This window comes from Roseateles sp., assembly GCF_036404855.1.
In the GTDB taxonomy this organism is placed as follows: domain Bacteria; phylum Pseudomonadota; class Gammaproteobacteria; order Burkholderiales; family Burkholderiaceae_C; genus Pelomonas.
Genome location: NZ_DASWYS010000183.1, coordinates 23,178 through 42,341, shown reverse-complemented (window position 1 = coordinate 42,341; position 19,164 = coordinate 23,178). Strand labels below are relative to the sequence as shown.

The following is a 19,164-nucleotide window of genomic DNA, read 5'->3' as shown; positions in this document are numbered from 1 at the left end:
GATGGTCTAGGCGCTACTTTGCGCTGTCGGGGAAGGATTCAACCTCGCGTAGCTGACGGTAAGGATCTCCCACGCATGGCCGTCAGGCTCACTCCAGTAAACCAGCTTGCCGCCAAACGCCAAATTGACCTTGTAGTCGTCGCCGCCGACAGGTGAACTGCGGTATGCCAAGCCAGCGACCTTGATGCGTCCCAGTATTGCGTCGAACTCTTCCTCTGAAACACGGAAACAATAGTGCTGCTTCGGGACGGGTTCAGGCCATTCGTCGAAGTCCAGCGTAAGGGAATCACTGACATACACAGGCGAAAACGGACCGACAGCCGCCTGTTCGGCCCACGGGACGCCAAGCAGGTGGCCGAGCAACTTCGCCGACGCCACTCTGTTCTTGGCGGGAACGATCAGGTGGTCAAGTTGGGCTGGCATACCAACACTCCCAGGAAAGGGCTCACGTCACCGGCATGTGCCGGGCGACGACCAACGTGCAAGTCCAGCGGGCGGTGTCGCCGTCCTCCGGACCGAAGCTGACGGATGTGATGCCCAACATTGAAGCTGAGCCGCGGGCGGCTGCTTGCCGACACGAGTCGGCTCGAACGACTGCTAGACCGCATCTTGAGCAACCATACAAACCTCAAGAACCCCGAAATTTCCGTCTTCGGTGGTACAGGAGGCTCGCTGCTGAAGTCGTACGACTTTCACCCCTGGGATTTCGCAAACCGGTGAGACATCAACCGTATGGCCATGCCCGAGCCTTGCCTCCATTGAAAGGTTTCCAAGCTCGGTCAAAAGGATTTGGGCATCACGCTCTTCGAGCGGAAGTTCCGTCAGAAACTCATAGCGTTCGCCGGCGGTGTTCGGAATCTGCTCCTGGTAGAGCGACAACTCGCAAGTAACGTAGACGTTCTTCCCAGGGACGCCAAGGATAGACACTGGCCCGCCAGCGCTGAATCCAACAATGCCAGTTGTAGTCAGCGGTCCCAGCGGACCGATCTCACGCTGGAGATCGAAGAACAACGCTTCGTAGTGCTCGGAAGTACTCATGCGGTCGAATGTAGAAGTGTCCGGCACGCTGAGGCAAGTCGCCTTCAACCCGCTCCGCAATCAAGACCGTGAACGTCAATCACACCATGGCCCTGGCCGCGGACACCGCCGTCTAGACAGGTTCGCCAGACGCCTGCGGTTGTATGCCCGCCCTTGCGGCGGCCCCAAGGTACGGGACGTAACTTTCATAGCTTCCTCTCCAGCGCCCGCCGGCCGCGAGGATTGGGGCCGGGGTGTAGCATCCCGCCGTTTTTGCTTGCGCCAGCGCGCTTTTCCCCATGAGCTCTTCCGCCATCCAAGCCAAGCTCGCCGAACTCGGCATCACCTTGCCTCCCGTCGCCGTGCCTGCCGCGGCCTACCTGCCCTTCGTCCGCTCGGGCAATCTGCTTTTCCTGTCGGGCCACATCGCCAAAAAGGACGGCAAGCCCTGGGTCGGACAACTGGGCAAGGACGTCGACACGGCCACCGGACAGGCCGCCGCGCGCGCCGTGGCCATCGACCTGCTCGGCACGCTGCAGGCCGCCACCGGTGACCTCGGCAAAGTTCGCATCGTCAAAGTCATGAGCCTCGTGAACAGCACGCCAGACTTCACGGAGCAGCACCTCGTCACCAACGGCGCCTCCGAGCTTCTGGCTACCGTGCTGGGCGATGCGGGCAAGCATGCACGCAGCGCCTTCGGCGTGGCGCAGATCCCGATGGGCGCCTGCGTCGAGATCGAGCTGATCGCGGAACTCCAAGACTGATGTTCTCGCGCCCTTCCAAGTTGCCCGGCCGCGCGCTGGCCGGCATGGCCGTGGCGAGCTTCGCCGCCGTCGGCGTGGCCCTCGTCGCCCAGCACCAGTTCGGCGTCAAGCCCTGCCCCTGGTGCGTGCTGCAGCGCGGCATCTTCCTGCTGATTGGCACGTTCTCGCTGCTGGGCTGGCTGGTGCAGGCACAGCGCACGCTGCGCCAGGCGGCGCTCGTCGCGGTACTGCTGGCCTGCGCCGCAGGCCTTACGGCTGCCGTCTTCCAGCACGAGGTGGCCTCGCAGACGGCCAGCTGTGCCATGGGCCTGGCGGACAAGATCCTCACGGCGCTGAACCTCGAGGAACTCTGGCCGTCGGTCTTTATGGTCACGGCCAACTGCGCCGAGGCCGCGGCCTACCGGCTGCTCGGCCTGCCCTACGAGGTCTGGAGCGGACTGCTGTTCGCCGGCCTCGCGGCCCTGGGTCTCGTCGTGCTGCGCAAGCGCTGAGGTCGGACCGAGGACATGGCCTGCGGCCTGTCCGACCCCGACCGAAGCGCCGCGGTCCGATCTCGCGGCGGGCGCCCGTCCTGGTTCACTCGCCCAGGACGATGCCTTCGCGGCGCGGGTCGGCGCCGCCGATCCAGCCGCCCTCCACCCGCATCAGCACCTGCAGGCCGCTGGTCAGTTCGGTCTCGACGACGTTGTGACCGCGGCCGCGCAGGTCGGCCAGCTGCGCAGCCGTCAGAGCGCCTCGCTCGACGATGAGGGAGCCTCCGTTGAAGTGGCCGAAGTTCGGCAGGTCCACGGCCTGCTGCACCGGCAGGCCCCAGGCCAGAGCGCCTGTCAGCACCTTGGCGACGTAGTGAATGATGACCGGCCCGCCCGGCGAGCCGGCCACCATGAGCAGCTTGCCGTCGCGGCCGAACACCAGCGTCGGCGCCATGCTGGAACGCGGGCGCTTGCCCGCCTCGACACGGTTGGCCACGGGCCTGCCGTCGGCACCCGTCGGGTTCAGCGAGAAGTCCGTCAACTGGTTGTTCAACATGAAGCCGCCGGCCAGCCCGGTGCCGCCGTCACTCATGACCCGGTTGCCGAAGGCGGACTCGACGCTGGTCGTCATGGCCACCGCGTGGCCCTGGTCGTCAACGATGCTGACGTGGCTGGTGCCGGACTCGAGCTGCTCGGCCTGCGGTGCCAGGGCCTGCCGGATGCGTGCCGGCTGGCCGGCAATGGCGACGCCCATGGCCCGGGCGCCGATGAGCTCGCCGCGCTGCCGCAGGTAGGCGCTGTCCAGCAGGTTCAACCAGTCCCCCCCCGGTGCCGCAACGAAGGCCGGATCTCCGATGTACTGCGCACGGTCGGCGAAAGCCAGCTTGGCGGACTCTGCGTAGCCATGCAGCCAGTCGGTCGTGAGCCCCCGCGCCGCACGGGCAGCGGGCTGGGTGTCCAGGAGGCCCAGAATCTGCATCAGCGTGAGATGCCCCGACGTCGGCGGACCGAAGCCGCAGACACGATAACCGCGCCAGTCGTTGCACAGCGGCGGGCGCTGCACCGGCTTGTAGCCGGCAAGGTCGGCGACGGTCAGCAGCCCGGGGCGGGGATGGGCCTTGACGCGACGCACGATGTCCTCGGCCACGGCGCCCTCGTAGAAGGCTTTGGGACCGTGCTTCGCGATGCCGCGCAGCACGGCGGCATAGGCCGGGTTTTTCAGCACCGTACCGACTGGCCTGGCAGCGCCGGTCGCGTCAAAGAAATAGGTCGATGCCTGCGCATCGCTGCGCAGCGCGGGCTCGGCCGAGGCCAGCTCGAACAGGCGCGGGCTGATCGCGAAACCCTCCTCGGCCAGCGCGATGGCCGGCTCGAACAGCCGCGCCCAGGCCAGCCGGCCGTGCAGCCGGTGGCCTTCGGCCAGCATGGCCAGCACGCCGGGTGTGCCGGTGGCCAGCCCGCTGAGGACGGCCTCACGCATTGGCAGCGGCCGGCCGTCGGGCCGCAGGAACAGCGCCGGCGTCGCGGCAGCGGGCGCGGTTTCACGGCCGTCCAGTGCCTGCACCTGCCTGCCATCCCAGTACAGCATGAAGGCGCCACCCGCGATGCCACTGGACTGCGGCTCGACAAGGCCCAGCACGGTCTGCACGGTGATGGCAGCGTCGATGGCCGAACCGCCAGCCCTCAGGATCTGGGCGCCGGCCTGCGCGGCGAGCGGATTGGCCGCGGTCACCGCAAAGCGCTTGGCGGGTGTCGTCAGGCTGGCCAGCTTGGCAGTGCGGGTGGTCGCCGCCTCCGGTTGGTCGAGGGCGAGGGCCGGTGCCAGCAGGCCGACGAACAGCAGCGGAAGAAGAAGACGGCGCATGGCGGGCATCTTAGGCAGATGGCCCCTGCGCTTGCGTCAGCACTTAAGAATCCCCACAGGCGGTCGCCATCCCTTTCTGTGGTCATGGGCCAGCAGTGAAGAAAGAAAGACCTCGCACATGGATCGGCACCCCTCGATGACGTCCCCTCGCCTCCTCGCCGCGACACACCGGGCCTGCCTGCTGGCGGGCGTCCTGGCGCTCGGCGCCTGCACGCACGTCGACGTGCCTCGGGCGGACAACTATCCGACCAGCTCGCAGCAGAAAATGCGCTCGCTGCATCACTGGGACGTCCTGGCGACGGATTTGGCCGAGCGGCTGGCTCCACACATCCCCGTCGGCACGCCGGTCAGCCTCGAGTTCGGCGCGGACGACAGCACCTTCGGCAAAGGCCTGCGCACCCTGCTGCTGAGCCGGCTGACCGAGCGAGGCGTCCTGTGCAGCGGCGATGCTGGCGCGCTCAAGCTGGCGATCGACACCCAGGTGGTGCGCCACGCAGTCCCCAGACCTGACGAGACCTTGCGCTTCACCGCCCTCGGTGCCGGCATCGCCGTGCTGCGCGACCTGGTGTCGCACCTACCGGCTTCGGGCGAGACGCTCACCGCCAACCTGATTGGCGCCGGCGTCATCGCGGACGCCTCGCGCATCGCCCGACAGGGCCGGGCTGGCGGCGGCCCGACGGGGACCGAACTGCTGGTGGCGGCGGTCCTGCACGATGGCAGCCGCGATCTGGCGCGCACCACCGACATCTACTACATCGAACGCGCCGATGCCGCGCTTTACCGCCACATCGACGACAAATCCATGAAGACCTGGGGAGTGGTCAACCGATGAGCAAGCGAAGCCACCTGGCCTTTCTGACGGGCCTGCTCGTCCTGGCAGGCTGCTCGACGGCGCCTGCACCTGGGCCCAAGACCACCGACTTGATCGAACTGAACCAAAAAGCCACGGACGCGCTGCTGCAGGACGCCGCGCTGTCCACGGACAAGCCGCTGCTGGTCGCCGCCTTCGTGGACATGGACCAGCTCAGCGAGTCTTCCCGGCTCGGTCGCCTCTTTTCGGAACAGGTCACCGGTCGCCTTGCGCAGCGAGGCTACCGGGTGGTGGAGCTGAAGCTGCGCGACAAGCTCTTCATGAAGAAGGGGCAAGGCGCAATGATGCTCTCCACGGAGTTGAGCGAACTGAGCCAGAGCCAGCAGGCCCAGGCCGTGGTCGTCGGCAGCTACACCCACTCGGGTGAGACGCTCTACCTCAGCGTCAAGCTGGTGGGCGCCCAGGGCAACATCATCCTGGCCGCCTACGACTATTCACTGCCAATGGACAGCAACGTCCGCGGCCTGCTGCGGTAACGCGTGAGGCGACAGCGCCGGCTGTCGGCGCGATCACCTCACGGCGGACTTGCGCCTCACGCTTGGGCCCATGCGGGGCGCACCGGAGAAGAGCCCGGCCAACGGCGGGCTTCTTCATGTCCTGCCGCTGTGCGGCCGGACATGAGGCAACGCCTCAGAGCAGCGGAACCCCGGTCTTGCCCTGAGCAAATTCGCGTGTGACGCCCTCGGCCAGCTCGACGACCTTGATGCCTTCGGGCACCACATCGAAGACGCCCAGATCCGTGATGATGCGGTCGACAACGCCCACCCCCGTCAGCGGCAAGGTGCAGTTGGGGATGATCTTGAGATCCTCGGTGCCGTCCTTCTTCTTGGCCACGTGTTCCATCAGCACGATGACGCGCTTGACGCCGGCGACGAGGTCCATCGCGCCGCCCATGCCCTTGACCATCTTGCCCGGGATCATCCAGTTGGCCAGATCGCCCTTGCCGCTGACCTGCATGGCGCCCAGGATGCTGAGATTGATCTTGCCGGCGCGGATCATCGAGAAGCTGTCATGGCTGCCGAAGATGCTGCTGCCGGGCAGCGTCGTCACGGTCTGCTTGCCGGCGTTGATGAGATCGGCATCGACCTCGTCCTCGGTCGGGAAGGGGCCGATGCCCAGCATGCCGTTCTCGCTCTGCAGCCAGACTTCCTTCGTGGCCGGCACATGGTTGGCCACCAGCGTGGGGATGCCGATGCCCAGGTTGACGTAGAAGCCGTCTTCCAGCTCTTGCGCCGCGCGTGCGGCCATTTGGTCTTGCGTCCAGGGCATGGCTCAGGCCTCCTTCTTCGGGCTGAGAGTCATCTTCTCGATGCGCTTCTCGGGGTTGGCGTTGACGACGATGCGGTGCACGTAGATGCCCGGCAGGTGGACATCGTCCGGATCGATGTCGCCCGTCTCGACGAGCTGCTCGACCTCGACGACCGTCAGCTTGCCGGCCATCGCAGCGGCCGGATTGAAGTTACGCGCGGTGCGGCGGAACACGAGATTGCCGCTCTTGTCCGCTTTGTAGGCCTTGACCAACGCCACGGCGGGAACCAGCGCCCGCTCCATGACATAGGTTTCGCCGTCGAATTCGCGCAGTTCCTTGCCCTCGGCCACGACGGTGCCGACCCCGGTCTTGGTGAAGAAGGCCGGGATGCCCGCGCCACCGGCGCGCAGCTTCTCGGCCAGCGTACCCTGGGGCGTGAACTCCAGCTCCAGCTCGCCCGCGAGGTACTGGCGCTCGAACTCCTTGTTCTCGCCGACGTAGCTGGAAATCATCTTGCGGATCTGGCGCGTCTCCAGCAGCTGGCCCAGGCCGAAGCCATCGACGCCGGCATTGTTGGAGATGACCGTCAGGTCCTTGACGCCGCTGTCGCGCAGGGCCGCGATCAGCGCCTCGGGGATGCCGCACAGGCCGAAGCCGCCGACCGCGAGCAACTGCCCATCCTTCACGACGCCGCGCAGCGCCTCGTCGGCGCTGGGGTACACCTTGTTCATGCCGTCTCCTGCTTTTGGGTAGGACACGAAGCGTAGCGTCCCCGGGGCGCCGGCGTCGATTACGCAGAATCGCCTATTCAGCCTTGGTTCGGCGGCGCTGCAATGCGAGCGCCCCCAGGCAGGCCGCCGCCAGGGCCATCGATCCCGGCTCCGGGAGCTGGCCGGGCTCCGTGGGGCTGCCGGCGATGACGTTCAGCTGCAGGCTGTGTTCGGGCGTCCACGACACCTCGGCGCCGTTCGCATCGAGGAAGGCCAGCGAGAAGCCGCCGCCCGAGTAGCCGCCCAGCGCGGCCTGGCCGCCGATCGGCGCCAGCCGGCCGAACACGAAGTCCATCCCCTGTCCCGGCGCAAGATCCATCGCGGCGAACTGCTCGGCCAGCGACTGCGCCGGCATCAGGAAGTCATAGACGGACTCAATGCCTTCGCCGTAGGCAGCGAGGAAGCGGCTTCCCAGCAGGTGCTCGGTCGCCGAGGCCTCGTTGTAGATCGTCGCGTGCAGCTCCAGCGTCTCATCGGGCGCGAGCGTGTAGCTCCACTGCTTGAGGTCCCAGACCAGGCCGACGCCCGCCTGGGCCGCACCACTGGCGGCTGCCAACAGCCCGGCGCCCAGAATCGCTCGGAAGAACCGGCCCGAGCGGGCCGCCACAGAACCAATGACCATCATCGAACTCCTTGTTTGAGGTGAGGGCCTGCACGGTAGGGCGCCACGCGACGCGCGAAATCGCCCATTGGAGCCATGGCCCGTCGTCCGTCCCCTCGAACAAGGGGGGCCTGGCCGGGTAGCATCGCGGCCCGCAGTCGCCGGCCATGTCTCCACCCGTGCCTCCCTCCCTCGACTACCGCAGCGCCTTTCAGCTCGCCCCCATCGGCCTGGTGCTGTCGGTGCATCGCCAGATCGTGGACTGCAACGAGCGCGTGCTGCAGATGTTCGATGCCACGCGGGAGCAACTGGTCGCCCAGAGCTTCGCGGTCATGTATCCGAGCGCCGCCGAGTTCGAGCGCACCGGAGCACGCATCGTCGCCAGCCTGGATGCCCAGGGTCGCTACGCGGACGACCGCGTGATGCGCCGGCTGGGCACAGGCGAGCTGTTTTGGTGCCACGTGACCGGCCGGGCCCTCGACCCGAGCGACCCGCATGCCCGCGGCATCTGGAGCTTCGAGGACCTGTCGGCGCGCCGCCAGATCACCGCCGAGCTGACCCCGCGCGAGCGCGAGATCGCCGCCCTGCTTGTGGAGGGCCAGACCAGCAAGCTCATCGGCCGCCGGCTGGGGGTGAGCCCGCGCACGGTGGACATCTACCGCGGCCGCCTGATGAAAAAGTACGCCGCGGGCAGCACGCCCGAGCTGATCCACAAACTGCTGTCCGCATGAGCCACGCCCACGGCGCCCCCGAGCTGCCCTACTGCCGCAATTGCCACTACACGCTGGCCAGCCCGCGGCCGGTCTTCTGCGGCCATTGCGGCCAGGAAACCGACCTGCATCCACCGTCCGTGCGCGAGATGGTGACGGAGTACGTGGGCCACTACGTCGCCTTTGACGGGCCTTTGTTCCGCACGCTCTGGGCCCTGGTCGCCCTGCCCGGCCACCTGACCAACGCCTACTTCCACGGTGCGCGCCGACGCTACGTGCTGCCGCTGCGCGTGTACCTGAGCGCGAGCTTCGTCTTCTTCATCGGCTGGGCGCTCCTGCCGCAAGGCGCGACGCCGCTCGTCGAGGAGGGGCCGGCCGCCGCCGCGTCGGCCCCAGAGCAGGGCGCACCGCAGCGCGTCAAGGTCAAGCCCGACATGACGCCCGCGCAGGCGGCCGCGGTGGCCGAAGCCATGGCCCGGGGGGCCAGCGCGGCCGATGGCGCCGAGTCCCGGAGCCGCACGCGTATCGGCGATTGCGACTCGACCCGCCTCGAGACCTGCGGCAGCGGCCAGCGCTGGCTGCTCGGCATCCTCAACAAAGGCCAGTCCATGACCTTTGAGCAGTGGAAGCGTCGCGCCGGCGCCCTGGCGCCCTACGCCATGCTGACCATGCAACCCATCTTCGCGGCCTTGCTGCTGCTGGCGTTCGCCGGCAGCGGCCGGCGCTACGCCGAGCATTTCGTGTTCTCACTGCACAGCCACAGCCTGTGGTTCCTGTCGCTGCTGTTCGCGATGGCCACGGGGCTGGAGGGGCCGGTGCTGCTCGCCGTGTTCGTGCACGGCCTGGTGGCGATGCGGCGCGTCTACGGCCTTTCCTGGTGGGGCGCGATCTGGCGCGGCCTGCTGCTCAGCACCCTCTATTTCAACCTGCTGGCGTGCGTGGCGCTGGCCATGGCCGCGATGATTGCAGCGACCGCCTGATCAGGTGAACACGCCCTGGCGCAGCCACTTGGTGGCAACCCATTTCTCGCCTTCGACAACGGGCGAGCCGCCATGCAGGGTCTGCGTGGCCGGGTGCGGCCGGTCGTAGCTGAAGAACACGGCATTGCCCTTGACGGGCGAAACGTCCAGGCCGATGTCCGGGAAGATGGTGGAGCCGCCCGCGGCGGGCGTGTTCAGGTAGATAACCAGCGTCGCCACGCGCTGGCCGCCCCGCTTGAGGATGTTGGGCGTGCTGACGTGGCCGGGGTCGAAGTAGTCGTAGTGCGGCTGGTATTCGGCACCCGGGCGGTAGCGCAGCACCTGCAGGCCTTCGCCATGGTCCAGTGGCCAGCGCAGCAGCGTCGCGATGCGGGCCTCGACCTTGCGGATCAGCTCGGTCTCGCAGCGCTCGAAGAACATGCCGTCGCTGGTGCGTGCGGCATTCACCTCGCTGCCATCACTGCCGGTGGCCACGGTTTCCGAGCGTGCCAGGCGCTTGGCGGCCAGGCCCATGATGCCGTCGCACTCCTCGTCGGACAGCAGGTCGCCGAAGACGACGACGCGCGGCTGACGCAAGGCCATCAACACCTTGACATGCCGGTCACCGGCGTCGATGACGGGCGCGAAGCGGCTCAGCTCGGGCTCGGGCAGCCCCGGCGTCGCACCGGGAGGCGGCGTCAGCGTGGCTGACTGACCCAGCGTGCGCGCCAGCGCCTGGCGAGCAATGGACTCATCCCAGCCACTGCCCAGCATGGCCGACAGGATGCTCTCGGATGCATGCCCGGCGCTGCTCTGCTCCGTGATCCAGGTGCACAGCTCGGGGGTGATGACTTGTTGGCTCATGACTGGTTGGCTCATGACTTGCGACGGAAAACGAGTCGTTCGGGGGTGGACACCTCGGAGGCCAGACGATAACCGTCCAGGTTGAAGTCCTGGAGCCCTTCGGGCGTCTCCAGTCGTTGCTGGATGGCGTAGCGCGCCATCAGTCCGCGGGCACGCTTGGCAAAGAAGCTGATGATCTTGTACTCGCCGTTCTTCCAATCCTCGAACTGGCAGTCCACGACGCGCGGCTTCAGGGCCTTGCGGTCGGCCGCCCGGAAGTACTCCTGCGACGCGAGGTTGACGATGACGGGCGCCTTCTGCACCTTGGCGAGCTTGTTGAGGTGCAAGGCCAGGCGGTCGCCCCAGTAGTCGTACAGGCTCGCTCCCTGCGGATTGGCCAGCCGGGTGCCCATCTCGAGGCGGTAGGCCTGCATGCGGTCCAGCGGGCGCAGCAGGCCGTACAGGCCCGACAGCATGCGCACATGCTGCTGGGCCCAGGCCAGGTCGTCGGCGCGCAACGTCTTCGCATCCAGGCCGTCGTAGACGTCGCCATTGAAGGCCAGCACGGCCGGCTTGCTGTTCTGGTCCGTGAAGCGCGGTCGCCAGGCCTTGTAACGGTCGACGTTGAGCTGGGCGAGCGGTTCGGACAGGTCCATCAGCGCGCGCACGTCGGCCACGCTCTTGTCACGAAGAATGTCGATCAGCGAGGCGGTGTCATCGAGGAATTGCGGCCGGGTCAGCGCGGGTGCGAGTTCGGGCGGGGTCGGGGTGTCGTAGTCGAGGGACTTGGCGGGCGAGAGCAGAAACAGCATGGGCGCGGATTTTGAGGCCTGTTGACCTCAGCGCCGCTCCAGCCATTCGAACAAGGCCATTCCGGCCACCATGGCCGCGACGAAGACCAGCGCCTTGGGGTCGCCGCTGCCGGCCACCACCAGGGCCGGTCCGGGGCACAGGCCCGCGAGCCCCCAGCCGATGCCGAACAACAGGCTGCCGCCCACGAGGCGGCGGTCCACCAGCGTCGACACCGGAAGCTGCATCTGCAGGCCGATCAGGGACTCACGCCGCCGCGCGGCCAGCGCGAAAGCCGGCAGACCCACGGCGATGGCGCCCGCCATCACGAAGCCGAGCGAGGGATCCCAGGCGCCTGCCAGATCGAGAAAGCCCTGCACCTTGGCGGGCTCCACCATGCCCGAGATGATCAGCCCGAGGCCAAAAATCAGACCCGCCAGGGCGCCAACGAAGGTTCCCATGGTCACACTCCTCCCAAGAGGTGACGCGCGACGAACACCGTCGCAAAACCGGCAGCCATGAACGCGGCCGTCGCCACGGCCGAGCGCCGGGACAGCCTCGACAGGCCGCACACCCCATGTCCGCTGGTGCAGCCGGCGCCATAGCGCGTGCCGACTCCCACCAGCAGGCCGGCGACCAGCAGCAGGCCCCAACTGGCGTCGATCCGCGGCCGCAGCGGCTCTGCAACGAGGGCATAGATCCAGGGGGCGGCGAACAGGCCGGCCAGAAAGGCCCATCGCCAGCTGCGCTCGCCCGGCACGCGACGCAGCAGGCCACCGAGGATGCCGCTGATGCCGGCGATGCGTCCGCCCAGCAGCACCAGCAGCGCCGCCGCACCACCGATCACGAGGCCACCGGCCAGTGCGCTTGCCGGCGTGAAGGCCGTCCAGTCCAGGGTCATGTTGCCTCCTTGGGGCAGTAAAGGGTGTAGAGGGTGCGCAGCAGTGCCAGCAGTCGCTCGTCGGCGACGCGATAGAAGACCTTCTTGCCCTCGCGCCGTGTCTCGACCATGCCTTCGCGACGCAGCACACCGAGCTGCTGGGACAACGTCGGCTGGAAGATGCCCAAGGCCTCCTCCAGCTCGCCGACGCTGCTCTCGCGCTGCGACATCTGGCACAGCAGCAGCAGCCGCTCCGGGTTGCCGAGCGCCTTCAGCGCGACCACGGCCTCTCCGGCGGCCGCACGCAGCAGCTCGGGATCCAGCTCGGTAGGTCGGGGCATGCACTCATTATATGTTTAAATATAATGATCGCACCCAGCCCCACCACGGACACCCGCATGAGCGTCGCCATCCAAGCCTTCCACGACCCCGCCACCGGGACGGTCAGCTACGTCGTGCACGATCCTGCGACGCGCCAGGCCGCCGTGATCGACCCGGTGCTGGACTACAACGCCGCAGCCGGCCGCACATCGACGCACTCTGCCGACGCCCTGCTCGCCCACCTGCGCGCGCACGACCTGCACCTGCAGTGGATCCTGGAGACGCACGCCCATGCCGACCACCTGTCCGCGGCGCCCTACCTCAAGCAGCAGGCGGGCGGCCTAATCGCCATTGGCGAACGCATCCGTGCGGTGCAGGCCACGTTCGGCCGCTTCTACAACCAACCCGTCGCGCAGGACGGCTTCGACCGCCTGCTGCACGACGGCGAAACCCTGCACATCGGCAGCCTCGAGCTGACGGCACTGCTGGTGCCCGGCCACACGCCGGCCGACCTGGCCTACTGCATCGAGGATGCCGTCTTCGTCGGCGACACCCTGTTCATGCCCGACCTGGGCAGCGCACGCGCCGACTTTCCCGGCGGCGACGCCGGCCAGCTCTATCGCTCCATGCAGCGCCTGCTCGCCCTGCCTCCCGAAACCCGGCTCTTCGTCTGCCACGACTACCCGAACGGCCGCGAGGCGCGCTGGCAGACGACCGTCGCCGAGCAGCGCGCCGCCAACATCCATGTGCACGACGGCGTGACCGAAGCCGCCTTCGTCAGCATGCGCCGCGCCCGCGACGCCACGCTCGGCGCGCCGGCGCTGATCCTGCCGGCACTGCAGGTCAACATCCGCGCCGGCCAGATGCCCCCGGCCGAGGACAATGGCGTCAGCTACCTGCGCATCCCCATCAACGCGCTGCCGAGCGCCCCCGCCCGGTAAGCAGCAGCACCACGCCCACCAGCACGACGCCCGCAGCCAGCCATTCGTGGCCGCTGATTTGCTCGCCCGCCAGCGTGACGCCCAGCAGCATCGCGATGACGGGGTTCACGAAGGAATAGCTCGACGCCAGCCCCGCCGAGGCTTCGGCCAGCAACACCATGTAGGCGTTGAAGGCCACGAGCGAGCCGAACACGACGAGATAGGCCCAGGCCCACAGTGCCTGCGGCTCGATGCGCTCGGGCAGCGTCTCGCCCCCCAGCAGGCTCAGGCCCATCAGCACCACGCCACCGGCCAGCATCTCGCTGGCGAAACCCATGGCGCCGGGGGCCAGCGGCAGGCTGCGCTGGGACAGCACGCTGCCCACGGCCCAGCTCGCGCAGGCCACGCTGATGGCCAGCAGCCCCGCCGGCGACGCCCCGAAACCCTGTCCCTGCGTGAGCAGCAGCACGCCGACCAGGCCGCAAGCGATGCCCAGGGATTCCAGCCGCGTCGGCCGCTCACCCCACAGCAGGTTGAGGCCGGCGATCATCAGCGGCATCACCGCGATGAACGCGACCACCAGTCCCGAACCCACCGTTTGCTCGGCCGTCGCGGTGCCGCCCATGCCCCCGCCCAGCATCAGCCCGCCGATGATGACGGCGTTCCGCCACTGCCTGCCGCCGGGCCAGGGCACGCCCTGCCAGCGCATCCAGCCGGCCAGCAGTCCACCAGCAACCAGGAAACGGCTGCCCATCTGGAAGAAGGGCGGCAGGCTGACGAGCGCGACCTTGATCGCCAGGTAGGTCGAGCCCCAGACCAGCCACGTCGCGGCCAGGCACAGCATCAGCTTCGGCCCCAGGCCCGCAGAAGATTTCACCGGCACGCTCGTTGTGTTCATCGCCGGCATCGTAGAAACTCCGTACACATCGCAACAGGGCCACTTGAAGGTTGAAGCGCCCTGTTGCCTTGATATTCAAGAATTTTTCTTCACGTTGACGAGAGTTTCATGGCCCTTGATCTGGATCAGCATGACCATCGCATCCTGGCCGAATTGCAGGCCGATGCGCGACTGACGATGGCCGAACTGGGCCGGCGCGTGCACTTGAGCCAGCCGGCCGTGACGGAGCGCGTGCGCAAACTCGAAGACAGCGGTGTCATCGTCGGTTACCGGGCCCTCGTCGATGGTGCCAAGCTGGGCTATGCGATCCGCGCCGTCATCCGCATCGAAGCCATGGATGAGTCGCAGATGCTGCGCGCGCTGGACACCAGCCCGGAGGTCCTGACGGCCTATGACGTGACCGGCGAGGACAGCTGGATCCTGGAGATCGCCGTGCGCGACGTGGCCCACCTGAAGGCGGTGCTGTCGCGCTTCTGCCATCACGCCCCGACAGCCACGGCCATCATCCTGCGCGCGCTGCGCGAGCACGCCCCGCTCAAGCCGCTGCCCACCGTCGCGCCGGAGCCGGCCGCGCCGCTGGCCCGGAAAAGGCCCCTCTCCCACGAGGTCTGACCCGCGCCACGCAGGGCAGCGTGCCTGCGCTTACTTGACCAGCAGCGTGTTGACCGCGCTGAGGTCCTCCGCGCGCAGTTGGCCCGAAGCCTGGCGCAACTTGAGGCTGTTGACGACGACGTCATAGCGCGCCTTGGCCAGATCGCGCTGGGTCGAGAACAGCTGGGTCTGGGCGTTCAGCACGTCCAGGTTCACACGCACGCCGACCTTGTAGCCCAGTTGCGTGGCCTCCAGGGCCAGCTTCGTGGACGACTCGGCCGCCTCGTAGGCGCTGACCTGGGCCTTTTGTGACTGCACGCCAAAGAAGGCGCGGCGCGTGGCTTCGGCGACGCTGCGACGGGCAAAGTCGAGGTCGTTGCGGGCCTTCTCCTCCAGCACCAGGGTTTCCTTGATGCGGTTCTGCGTCAGGCCGCCGGTGTACAGGGGATAGGTCAGCGTCAGGCCGACGCTGGCGTTCTTGCCGGTGCCCGCACTGCCCTGCTGCGCGGCAACGATGGCGGGACTGGTGTGGGTATTGGTGCCACCCAGCGTGGCGCTGGCGTCCAGCGTCGGCTTCTCGCCGGCACGGGCGATCTGCGTGTCGAGCTGCGCCATCTCCAGGCCCAGGCGCGCCTTGCGCACGCCCGGATGCTGGTCGTCGGCCGTGGCGACCCAGGTGTCGACGTTGTCGCTGGGCAGGGCCGGCAGCGCCACCGGCACCGCCAGGCTCTTGGGCTCCACGCCAACTCGGCCGACGAACTGGTCCAGCGTCACGCGCTTGACGCGCAGGTCGTTGTCGGCAGCCAGCTCCTGGGCCACGGCGAGGTCGTAACGGGCCTGGGCTTCACGGGTGTCGGTGATGGTGGCGGTGCCGACCTCGAAGTTGCGCTTGGCCGAGGCCAATTGCTCGGAGATGGCGGCCTTGTTGGCCCGCGAGGTCGTCAGCGCATCCTTGGCGGCCAGCACATCAAAGTAGGCGGTGGCGAGGCGCACGATCAGATCCTGCTCGGCCGCTTCCAGGTCCGACTGGGCCAGGGCGTATGCACGGCGGGCCTTGTCGATGGTCGGGACGTTGCTGGCGTTGTAGACCGAATACTTGCCCGACAGCCCAGCCTGCAGCGTGCGGGTGTTCCACGACGCCCCCGTCGCCGGGTCCGTGCGACCGTAGGTGCCGCTGGCCTGCAGGCCCAACGTCGGGCGCAGCAGCGCCTCGGCCTGCGCGGCGCGGGCCGCGGCCGCGTCGGCGCTGGCGCGCGTGGCCAGGAAGGTCGCGTCATAGCCCCGTGCCGCGTCGTAGAGCTCTTGCAGGCTCTGTGCCTGGGCCGCGCCAGCGAGCAGGAAGCCGGCCGCGATGGCCAGCGGTTGCAGGATCAGGCGAGGTGCTTGGACGAGGGGCATGGGATTCCTTGGCTGGAGCAGTGAATTAGGCAGCGGCCGGGGTTATAGATGCAAAGCCCGCGGGTGACTAAAGCCATGTGACGACCTGCGCCCAAAGGGGGGCAAGCGGCGTTTTATGGCGACGAACTGCATCGATCTAGAAGCTGAAGGCGGGGGCTTCTGCGAAGCCGGGCAGGCGGCCGGCCACCGTGTCGAACAGCTCCACGGTGCGGAAGTCGCTCGCGCCGGTGCGCGTGACCAGCACGGCGCGCATGACCGGCTCCGCACCGATGATGGCTGCCAGACGGCCGCCCACCTTGAGCTGGTTCAGCAGGACCGCCGGCACCGCGGCGACCGAGCCCGACATCAGGATGGCGTCGAAGGGCTCTTCCTCCGCCAGCCCGGCGGCGCCGTCCTGGTTGAGCACGGTCGCGTTCAGCACGCCGGCGCGCTTCAGGTTGGCCTGGGCCTGGGCGGCCAGGCCGGCGTCGGCTTCCAGCGCGATGACGCGCTGGGCCTTGTGGCCCAGCAGGGCTGCCAGGTGACCCGTGGCCGCGCCGATTTCCAGCACCTTCTCGTGGCGCTGCACCTTGAGTTCCTGCAGCAAGCGTGCCTCGACCTTGGGCGCCAGCATGCGGCGGGTGGCGGTCAGCGGCAGCTCGGTGTCCACGAAGGCCTGGGCCCGGTGGGCCGCGGGCACGAAGTCCTCGCGATGCACGACGTGCAGCAGCTCCAGCACGCTGGGGTCGAGCACATCCCAGGGGCGGATCTGCTGCTCGATCATGTTGAAGCGGACTTGTTCGAGATTCATCTTGTTCTCCGGAGCACGGTACGGCGGGGGACTGAAAGGCAAAATTCTAGGGGCCCGACGGGCGGGCCAGCAGACCGTGCAGCAACAGCGCGATCTGGGCGTCCAGCAGCGCCTCGGCACTCATGGTGTCGCAGCAGCTGTCATGCTCGCCGAACGAGTGCTCATGCAGCAGCAGGTGCAGCATGGGCGCGATCAGCATGTGCACCGTCGCCACGACCGGCACGTCGCGGAACTCGCCGCTGCGGATGCCACGCTCAATGAGGCCGCCAACCAGGCTCTGCGAGGGCCGGATGACCTCGTCGACGTAGAAGCGAGCCAGCTCGGGGAAGTTGCGCGCCTCGATCATCATGATCTTGCAGACGACGCCGGCATTGCCATGGCCCACCTTGGCCCACCAGGCCTGCATCATCTGGCGCATCAGGTCGGCGATGGGGCCTTGGTGCTGGGCGGCGTGGGCCGCCGACTCGGTGATGTGCACGGACAGGTTGTCGCGCACCACGGCCTTGAACAGCTCGTCCTTGCTCGGGTAGTAGCGGTAGAGCGTGCCCTTGGCCACCCCGGCACGCGCGGCCACCTCTTCGCTGCGCGTGGCGGCGAAGCCCTTCTCCACGAAAAGCGCCAGCGCGGCGTCGAGGAGCTCCTGCGGACGGGCGTCCTTGCGGCGTTGGCGGACGGGGGCTGTGGCCAAGAGGAGGAAGTTAATGACCGAAGAGTCAATAATGTAGCCCGCGCCACCATTCGCCGGCAAGAACCCCTGGCTACACTGCGCGGCTTTGTCGCCCCGGAGCTGTTACGTGGATGTCATCCTGCTGATCAAAGCCGCCGTCATGGGCATCGTCGAGGGACTGACCGAGTTCCTGCCGGTGTCGTCCACGGGCCACCTGATCCTGACGGGCAGCCTTCTTGGCATGACCGACGCCAAATCCAAGGTCTTCGACATCGCCATCCAGAGCGGCGCCATCATGGCCGTCCTCATCGTGTACTGGGCGCGCATCCGCGAGGCGCTGGGCGGCCTGGCCAGCAGCGCCAAGCAACGCCGCTTCGTCGGCAACGTCGTCATCGGCTTCATCCCGGCCGGCATTGTCGGCCTGACGGTCTACAAGCTGATCAAGGCCCATCTCTTCAACGCGCCTGTCGTGGCCGGTGCCTTCATCGTCGGCGCGCTCATCATTCTGTGGGCCGAGAAACGCGCCCAGCCGATGGCCCGCGTGCAGAGCGTGGACGACATGTCGGCGCTGGATGCGCTCAAGGTCGGCCTCGTGCAGTGCTTGGGCATGATTCCCGGCACCAGCCGCTCGGGTGCCACCATCATCGGCGGCATGCTGCTGGGCCTGTCGCGCAAGGCCGCGACCGACTTCTCCTTCTTCCTTGCGATCCCGACGCTGATCTCGGCCGGTACCTACAGCCTGTGGAAGGAGCGCCACGCACTGTCGATGGCCGATCTGCCGATGTTCTCCGTCGGCTTCATCGTCAGCTTCCTGGCGGCCTGGGCCTGCGTGCGCTGGCTGCTGCGCTACGTGTCCAGCCACACCTTCGTGCCGTTCGCCTGGTACCGCATCGCCTTCGGCATCATCGTGCTGGCTACCTGGGCCACGGGTACGGTCATCTGGGCGGACTGAGATAATTCGGCCCATGGCCATCACGATCAAGACCGCTGCCGACGTCGCGGGCATGCGCATCGCCGGGCGCCTGGCGTCCGAAGTCCTGGACATGCTCACGCCCCATGTCAAGCCGGGTGTCACGACCAACGAGCTGGACAAGCTCGCCCACGACCACATCGTCAACGTCCAGCAGGGCATCCCAGCGCCGCTGAACTACTGTCCGCCGGGCTACATCCCCTACCCCAAGTCCATCTGCACGTCGGTGAATGCCCAGGTCTGCCATGGCATCCCCAACGACAAGCCGCTGAAGAACGGCGACATCGTCAACATCGACGTCACCGTGATCAAGGACGGCTGGCACGGAGACACCAGCCGCATGTTCGTCGTCGGCGAGGGCTCCATCGCCGCCAAGCGGCTGTGCGCCTTCACCTACGAGGCCATGTGGAAGGGCATCGCCAAGGTCAAGCCGGGCGCGCGCCTCGGGGACATCGGCCACGCCATCCAGACCTTCGCCGAGAACGCCGGCTTCTCCATCGTGCGGGAGTTCTGCGGCCATGGCATCGGCCGGGTGTTCCACGAGGAGCCGCAGGTCCTGCACTACGGCCGCCCGGGGACGCTGGACGAACTGGTGCCCGGCATGATGTTCACCATCGAGCCCATGATCAACGCCGGCCGCCGCGAGATCAAGGAAATGGGCGACGGCTGGACCATCGTCACCAAGGACCGCTCGCTGTCCGCCCAGTGGGAGCACACGCTGCTCGTCACCGACACCGGCTACGAGATCATGACGCTGTCGGCCGGCAGCCCGCCGCCGCCGGCCTTCATCACGCAGGCCGCCGCGGCGACCGCCTGAGG

General features: G+C 67.8%; 25 protein-coding genes. 10 read left to right on the top strand and 15 right to left on the bottom strand.

From position 1 onward, the window contains the following. Positions 1 to 6 precede the first annotated feature (6 nt). Both VGF12_RS12310 and VGF12_RS12305 read right to left on the bottom strand, forming a co-directional pair. Positions 7 to 423 carry a VOC family protein gene (locus tag VGF12_RS12310; RefSeq protein WP_331176331.1) on the bottom strand — a complete coding sequence of 139 codons (417 nt, stop codon included), beginning with the start codon at positions 421 to 423 and terminating at the stop codon, positions 7 to 9. A gap of 174 nt (positions 424 to 597) precedes the next feature. Then, positions 598 to 1,038, bottom strand: a complete 441-nt coding sequence (locus tag VGF12_RS12305) for a hypothetical protein (protein WP_331176330.1) — start codon at positions 1,036 to 1,038, stop codon at positions 598 to 600. Between the two features lie 278 nt (positions 1,039 to 1,316). Here VGF12_RS12305 and VGF12_RS12300 point away from each other — a divergent pair, with 278 nt between their 5' ends. Next, positions 1,317 to 1,781, top strand: a complete 465-nt coding sequence (locus tag VGF12_RS12300) for a RidA family protein (protein WP_331176329.1) — start codon at positions 1,317 to 1,319, stop codon at positions 1,779 to 1,781. Beyond that, positions 1,781 to 2,272: a disulfide bond formation protein B gene (locus tag VGF12_RS12295; protein ID WP_331176328.1), complete on the top strand. Its 492-nt coding sequence runs from the start codon at positions 1,781 to 1,783 to the stop codon at positions 2,270 to 2,272. The genes VGF12_RS12300 and VGF12_RS12295 overlap by 1 nt, the downstream gene beginning before the upstream one ends. An 85-nt stretch (positions 2,273 to 2,357) precedes the next feature. Here VGF12_RS12295 and VGF12_RS12290 read toward each other — a convergent pair whose 3' ends face one another. Further along, a complete protein-coding gene (locus VGF12_RS12290; protein WP_331176327.1) occupies positions 2,358 to 4,118 on the bottom strand; it encodes a gamma-glutamyltransferase family protein in 1,761 nt (586 codons plus the stop codon). 118 nt (positions 4,119 to 4,236) lie between these two features. Here VGF12_RS12290 and VGF12_RS12285 point away from each other — a divergent pair, with 118 nt between their 5' ends. Together VGF12_RS12285 and VGF12_RS12280 are read left to right on the top strand one after the other, a co-directional pair. Further along, the gene (locus VGF12_RS12285; protein ID WP_331176326.1) at positions 4,237 to 4,950 is read left to right on the top strand and encodes a hypothetical protein; all 714 of its coding nucleotides are present in this window, start codon (positions 4,237 to 4,239) and stop codon (positions 4,948 to 4,950) included. Continuing rightward, a complete protein-coding gene (locus tag VGF12_RS12280) occupies positions 4,947 to 5,465 on the top strand; it encodes a FlgO family outer membrane protein (protein ID WP_331176325.1) in 519 nt (172 codons plus the stop codon). Before VGF12_RS12285 ends, VGF12_RS12280 begins: the two co-directional genes overlap by 4 nt. A 154-nt stretch (positions 5,466 to 5,619) precedes the next feature. On the opposite strand, the gene VGF12_RS12275 is transcribed toward VGF12_RS12280, so the two are convergent. From VGF12_RS12275 to VGF12_RS12265, 3 genes are all read right to left on the bottom strand, one after another. Further along, a complete protein-coding gene (locus VGF12_RS12275; protein WP_331176324.1) occupies positions 5,620 to 6,258 on the bottom strand; it encodes a 3-oxoacid CoA-transferase subunit B in 639 nt (212 codons plus the stop codon). A 3-nt stretch (positions 6,259 to 6,261) separates the two neighbouring features. Beyond that, positions 6,262 to 6,969, bottom strand: coding sequence for a CoA transferase subunit A (locus VGF12_RS12270; RefSeq protein WP_331176323.1), 708 nt, complete (start codon positions 6,967 to 6,969; stop codon positions 6,262 to 6,264). Between the two features lie 73 nt (positions 6,970 to 7,042). Then, positions 7,043 to 7,630, bottom strand: coding sequence for a hypothetical protein (locus VGF12_RS12265; RefSeq protein WP_331176322.1), 588 nt, complete (start codon positions 7,628 to 7,630; stop codon positions 7,043 to 7,045). Between the two features lie 146 nt (positions 7,631 to 7,776). On the opposite strand from VGF12_RS12265, the gene VGF12_RS12260 reads away from it, so the two are divergent. Next, positions 7,777 to 8,340: a LuxR C-terminal-related transcriptional regulator gene (locus VGF12_RS12260; RefSeq protein WP_414710077.1), complete on the top strand. Its 564-nt coding sequence runs from the start codon at positions 7,777 to 7,779 to the stop codon at positions 8,338 to 8,340. Further along, positions 8,337 to 9,299 carry a DUF3667 domain-containing protein gene (locus VGF12_RS12255; protein ID WP_331176320.1) on the top strand — a complete coding sequence of 321 codons (963 nt, stop codon included), beginning with the start codon at positions 8,337 to 8,339 and terminating at the stop codon, positions 9,297 to 9,299. The genes VGF12_RS12260 and VGF12_RS12255 overlap by 4 nt, the downstream gene beginning before the upstream one ends. Here the strand turns inward: VGF12_RS12255 and VGF12_RS12250 are convergent, their stop codons facing one another. From VGF12_RS12250 to VGF12_RS12230, 5 genes are read right to left on the bottom strand one after another with little or no spacing between them, the layout of a single operon-like run. Next, a complete protein-coding gene (locus VGF12_RS12250) occupies positions 9,300 to 10,142 on the bottom strand; it encodes a 2OG-Fe(II) oxygenase (protein ID WP_331176319.1) in 843 nt (280 codons plus the stop codon). An 11-nt stretch (positions 10,143 to 10,153) separates the two neighbouring features. Next, a complete protein-coding gene (gene yaaA, locus VGF12_RS12245) occupies positions 10,154 to 10,933 on the bottom strand; it encodes a peroxide stress protein YaaA (protein ID WP_331176318.1) in 780 nt (259 codons plus the stop codon). Between the two features lie 27 nt (positions 10,934 to 10,960). Then, on the bottom strand, positions 10,961 to 11,371 hold the full coding sequence (locus VGF12_RS12240) for a DUF6691 family protein (RefSeq protein ID WP_331176317.1): 411 nt from the start codon (positions 11,369 to 11,371) through the stop codon (positions 10,961 to 10,963). Between the two features lie 2 nt (positions 11,372 to 11,373). Beyond that, positions 11,374 to 11,811: a YeeE/YedE family protein gene (locus VGF12_RS12235; protein ID WP_331176316.1), complete on the bottom strand. Its 438-nt coding sequence runs from the start codon at positions 11,809 to 11,811 to the stop codon at positions 11,374 to 11,376. Beyond that, positions 11,808 to 12,131, bottom strand: coding sequence for a metalloregulator ArsR/SmtB family transcription factor (locus VGF12_RS12230; protein WP_331176315.1), 324 nt, complete (start codon positions 12,129 to 12,131; stop codon positions 11,808 to 11,810). The genes VGF12_RS12235 and VGF12_RS12230 overlap by 4 nt, the downstream gene beginning before the upstream one ends. A 57-nt stretch (positions 12,132 to 12,188) precedes the next feature. Here VGF12_RS12230 and VGF12_RS12225 point away from each other — a divergent pair, with 57 nt between their 5' ends. Then, positions 12,189 to 13,052, top strand: a complete 864-nt coding sequence (locus tag VGF12_RS12225) for an MBL fold metallo-hydrolase (protein ID WP_331176314.1) — start codon at positions 12,189 to 12,191, stop codon at positions 13,050 to 13,052. Here VGF12_RS12225 and yedA read toward each other — a convergent pair. Beyond that, positions 13,021 to 13,929 carry a drug/metabolite exporter YedA gene (gene yedA, locus VGF12_RS12220; RefSeq protein WP_331176313.1) on the bottom strand — a complete coding sequence of 303 codons (909 nt, stop codon included), beginning with the start codon at positions 13,927 to 13,929 and terminating at the stop codon, positions 13,021 to 13,023. The genes VGF12_RS12225 and yedA overlap by 32 nt on opposite strands. 108 nt (positions 13,930 to 14,037) lie before the next feature. On the opposite strand from yedA, the gene VGF12_RS12215 reads away from it, so the two are divergent. Next, complete coding sequence (locus VGF12_RS12215) at positions 14,038 to 14,541, top strand: Lrp/AsnC family transcriptional regulator (RefSeq protein WP_331176312.1); 504 nt, start codon at positions 14,038 to 14,040, stop codon at positions 14,539 to 14,541. 30 nt (positions 14,542 to 14,571) lie between these two features. Here the strand turns inward: VGF12_RS12215 and VGF12_RS12210 are convergent, their stop codons facing one another. The 3 genes from VGF12_RS12210 to VGF12_RS12200 all read right to left on the bottom strand — a co-directional run bounded on the left by VGF12_RS12210 (position 14,572) and on the right by VGF12_RS12200 (position 17,396). Then, positions 14,572 to 15,918: a TolC family outer membrane protein gene (locus tag VGF12_RS12210; protein WP_331176311.1), complete on the bottom strand. Its 1,347-nt coding sequence runs from the start codon at positions 15,916 to 15,918 to the stop codon at positions 14,572 to 14,574. Positions 15,919 to 16,054: 136 nt separating this feature from the next. Next, entirely contained in the window at positions 16,055 to 16,708 is a 654-nt protein-coding gene (locus tag VGF12_RS12205) for a protein-L-isoaspartate O-methyltransferase (RefSeq protein ID WP_331176310.1), read from the bottom strand. Between the two features lie 46 nt (positions 16,709 to 16,754). Further along, the gene (locus tag VGF12_RS12200; protein WP_331176309.1) at positions 16,755 to 17,396 is read right to left on the bottom strand and encodes a TetR/AcrR family transcriptional regulator; all 642 of its coding nucleotides are present in this window, start codon (positions 17,394 to 17,396) and stop codon (positions 16,755 to 16,757) included. 106 nt (positions 17,397 to 17,502) lie between these two features. Between VGF12_RS12200 and VGF12_RS12195 the strand changes: the two genes are divergently transcribed. Then, positions 17,503 to 18,327, top strand: a complete 825-nt coding sequence (locus tag VGF12_RS12195; protein ID WP_331176308.1) for an undecaprenyl-diphosphate phosphatase — start codon at positions 17,503 to 17,505, stop codon at positions 18,325 to 18,327. Positions 18,328 to 18,340: 13 nt separating this feature from the next. After that, positions 18,341 to 19,162 carry a type I methionyl aminopeptidase gene (gene map, locus VGF12_RS12190; protein WP_331176307.1) on the top strand — a complete coding sequence of 274 codons (822 nt, stop codon included), beginning with the start codon at positions 18,341 to 18,343 and terminating at the stop codon, positions 19,160 to 19,162. Positions 19,163 to 19,164 lie beyond the last annotated feature (2 nt).

Bases quoted from the DNA above. Each gene is read 5' to 3' on its own strand.
- VGF12_RS12255 (WP_331176320.1), top strand. From the start codon at position 8,337: ATGAGCCACGCCCACGGCGCCCCCGAGCTGCCCTACTGCCGCAATTGC.
- VGF12_RS12205 (WP_331176310.1), bottom strand. From the start codon at position 16,708: ATGAATCTCGAACAAGTCCGCTTCAACATGATCGAGCAGCAGATCCGC.
- VGF12_RS12235 (WP_331176316.1), bottom strand. From the start codon at position 11,811: ATGACCCTGGACTGGACGGCCTTCACGCCGGCAAGCGCACTGGCCGGT.
- VGF12_RS12305 (WP_331176330.1), bottom strand. From the start codon at position 1,038: ATGAGTACTTCCGAGCACTACGAAGCGTTGTTCTTCGATCTCCAGCGT.
- VGF12_RS12240 (WP_331176317.1), bottom strand. From the start codon at position 11,371: ATGGGAACCTTCGTTGGCGCCCTGGCGGGTCTGATTTTTGGCCTCGGG.
- VGF12_RS12265 (WP_331176322.1), bottom strand. From the start codon at position 7,630: ATGGTCATTGGTTCTGTGGCGGCCCGCTCGGGCCGGTTCTTCCGAGCG.
- VGF12_RS12275 (WP_331176324.1), bottom strand. From the start codon at position 6,258: ATGCCCTGGACGCAAGACCAAATGGCCGCACGCGCGGCGCAAGAGCTG.
- VGF12_RS12230 (WP_331176315.1), bottom strand. From the start codon at position 12,131: ATGCCCCGACCTACCGAGCTGGATCCCGAGCTGCTGCGTGCGGCCGCC.
- VGF12_RS12225 (WP_331176314.1), top strand. From the start codon at position 12,189: ATGAGCGTCGCCATCCAAGCCTTCCACGACCCCGCCACCGGGACGGTC.
- VGF12_RS12210 (WP_331176311.1), bottom strand. From the start codon at position 15,918: ATGCCCCTCGTCCAAGCACCTCGCCTGATCCTGCAACCGCTGGCCATC.
- VGF12_RS12280 (WP_331176325.1), top strand. From the start codon at position 4,947: ATGAGCAAGCGAAGCCACCTGGCCTTTCTGACGGGCCTGCTCGTCCTG.
- yaaA (WP_331176318.1), bottom strand. From the start codon at position 10,933: ATGCTGTTTCTGCTCTCGCCCGCCAAGTCCCTCGACTACGACACCCCG.
- VGF12_RS12285 (WP_331176326.1), top strand. From the start codon at position 4,237: ATGGATCGGCACCCCTCGATGACGTCCCCTCGCCTCCTCGCCGCGACA.
- VGF12_RS12270 (WP_331176323.1), bottom strand. From the start codon at position 6,969: ATGAACAAGGTGTACCCCAGCGCCGACGAGGCGCTGCGCGGCGTCGTG.
- VGF12_RS12310 (WP_331176331.1), bottom strand. From the start codon at position 423: ATGCCAGCCCAACTTGACCACCTGATCGTTCCCGCCAAGAACAGAGTG.
- VGF12_RS12290 (WP_331176327.1), bottom strand. From the start codon at position 4,118: ATGCGCCGTCTTCTTCTTCCGCTGCTGTTCGTCGGCCTGCTGGCACCG.
- VGF12_RS12300 (WP_331176329.1), top strand. From the start codon at position 1,317: ATGAGCTCTTCCGCCATCCAAGCCAAGCTCGCCGAACTCGGCATCACC.
- VGF12_RS12250 (WP_331176319.1), bottom strand. From the start codon at position 10,142: ATGAGCCAACAAGTCATCACCCCCGAGCTGTGCACCTGGATCACGGAG.
- VGF12_RS12260 (WP_414710077.1), top strand. From the start codon at position 7,777: ATGTCTCCACCCGTGCCTCCCTCCCTCGACTACCGCAGCGCCTTTCAG.
- VGF12_RS12295 (WP_331176328.1), top strand. From the start codon at position 1,781: ATGTTCTCGCGCCCTTCCAAGTTGCCCGGCCGCGCGCTGGCCGGCATG.
- VGF12_RS12215 (WP_331176312.1), top strand. From the start codon at position 14,038: ATGGCCCTTGATCTGGATCAGCATGACCATCGCATCCTGGCCGAATTG.
- yedA (WP_331176313.1), bottom strand. From the start codon at position 13,929: ATGAACACAACGAGCGTGCCGGTGAAATCTTCTGCGGGCCTGGGGCCG.
- map (WP_331176307.1), top strand. From the start codon at position 18,341: ATGGCCATCACGATCAAGACCGCTGCCGACGTCGCGGGCATGCGCATC.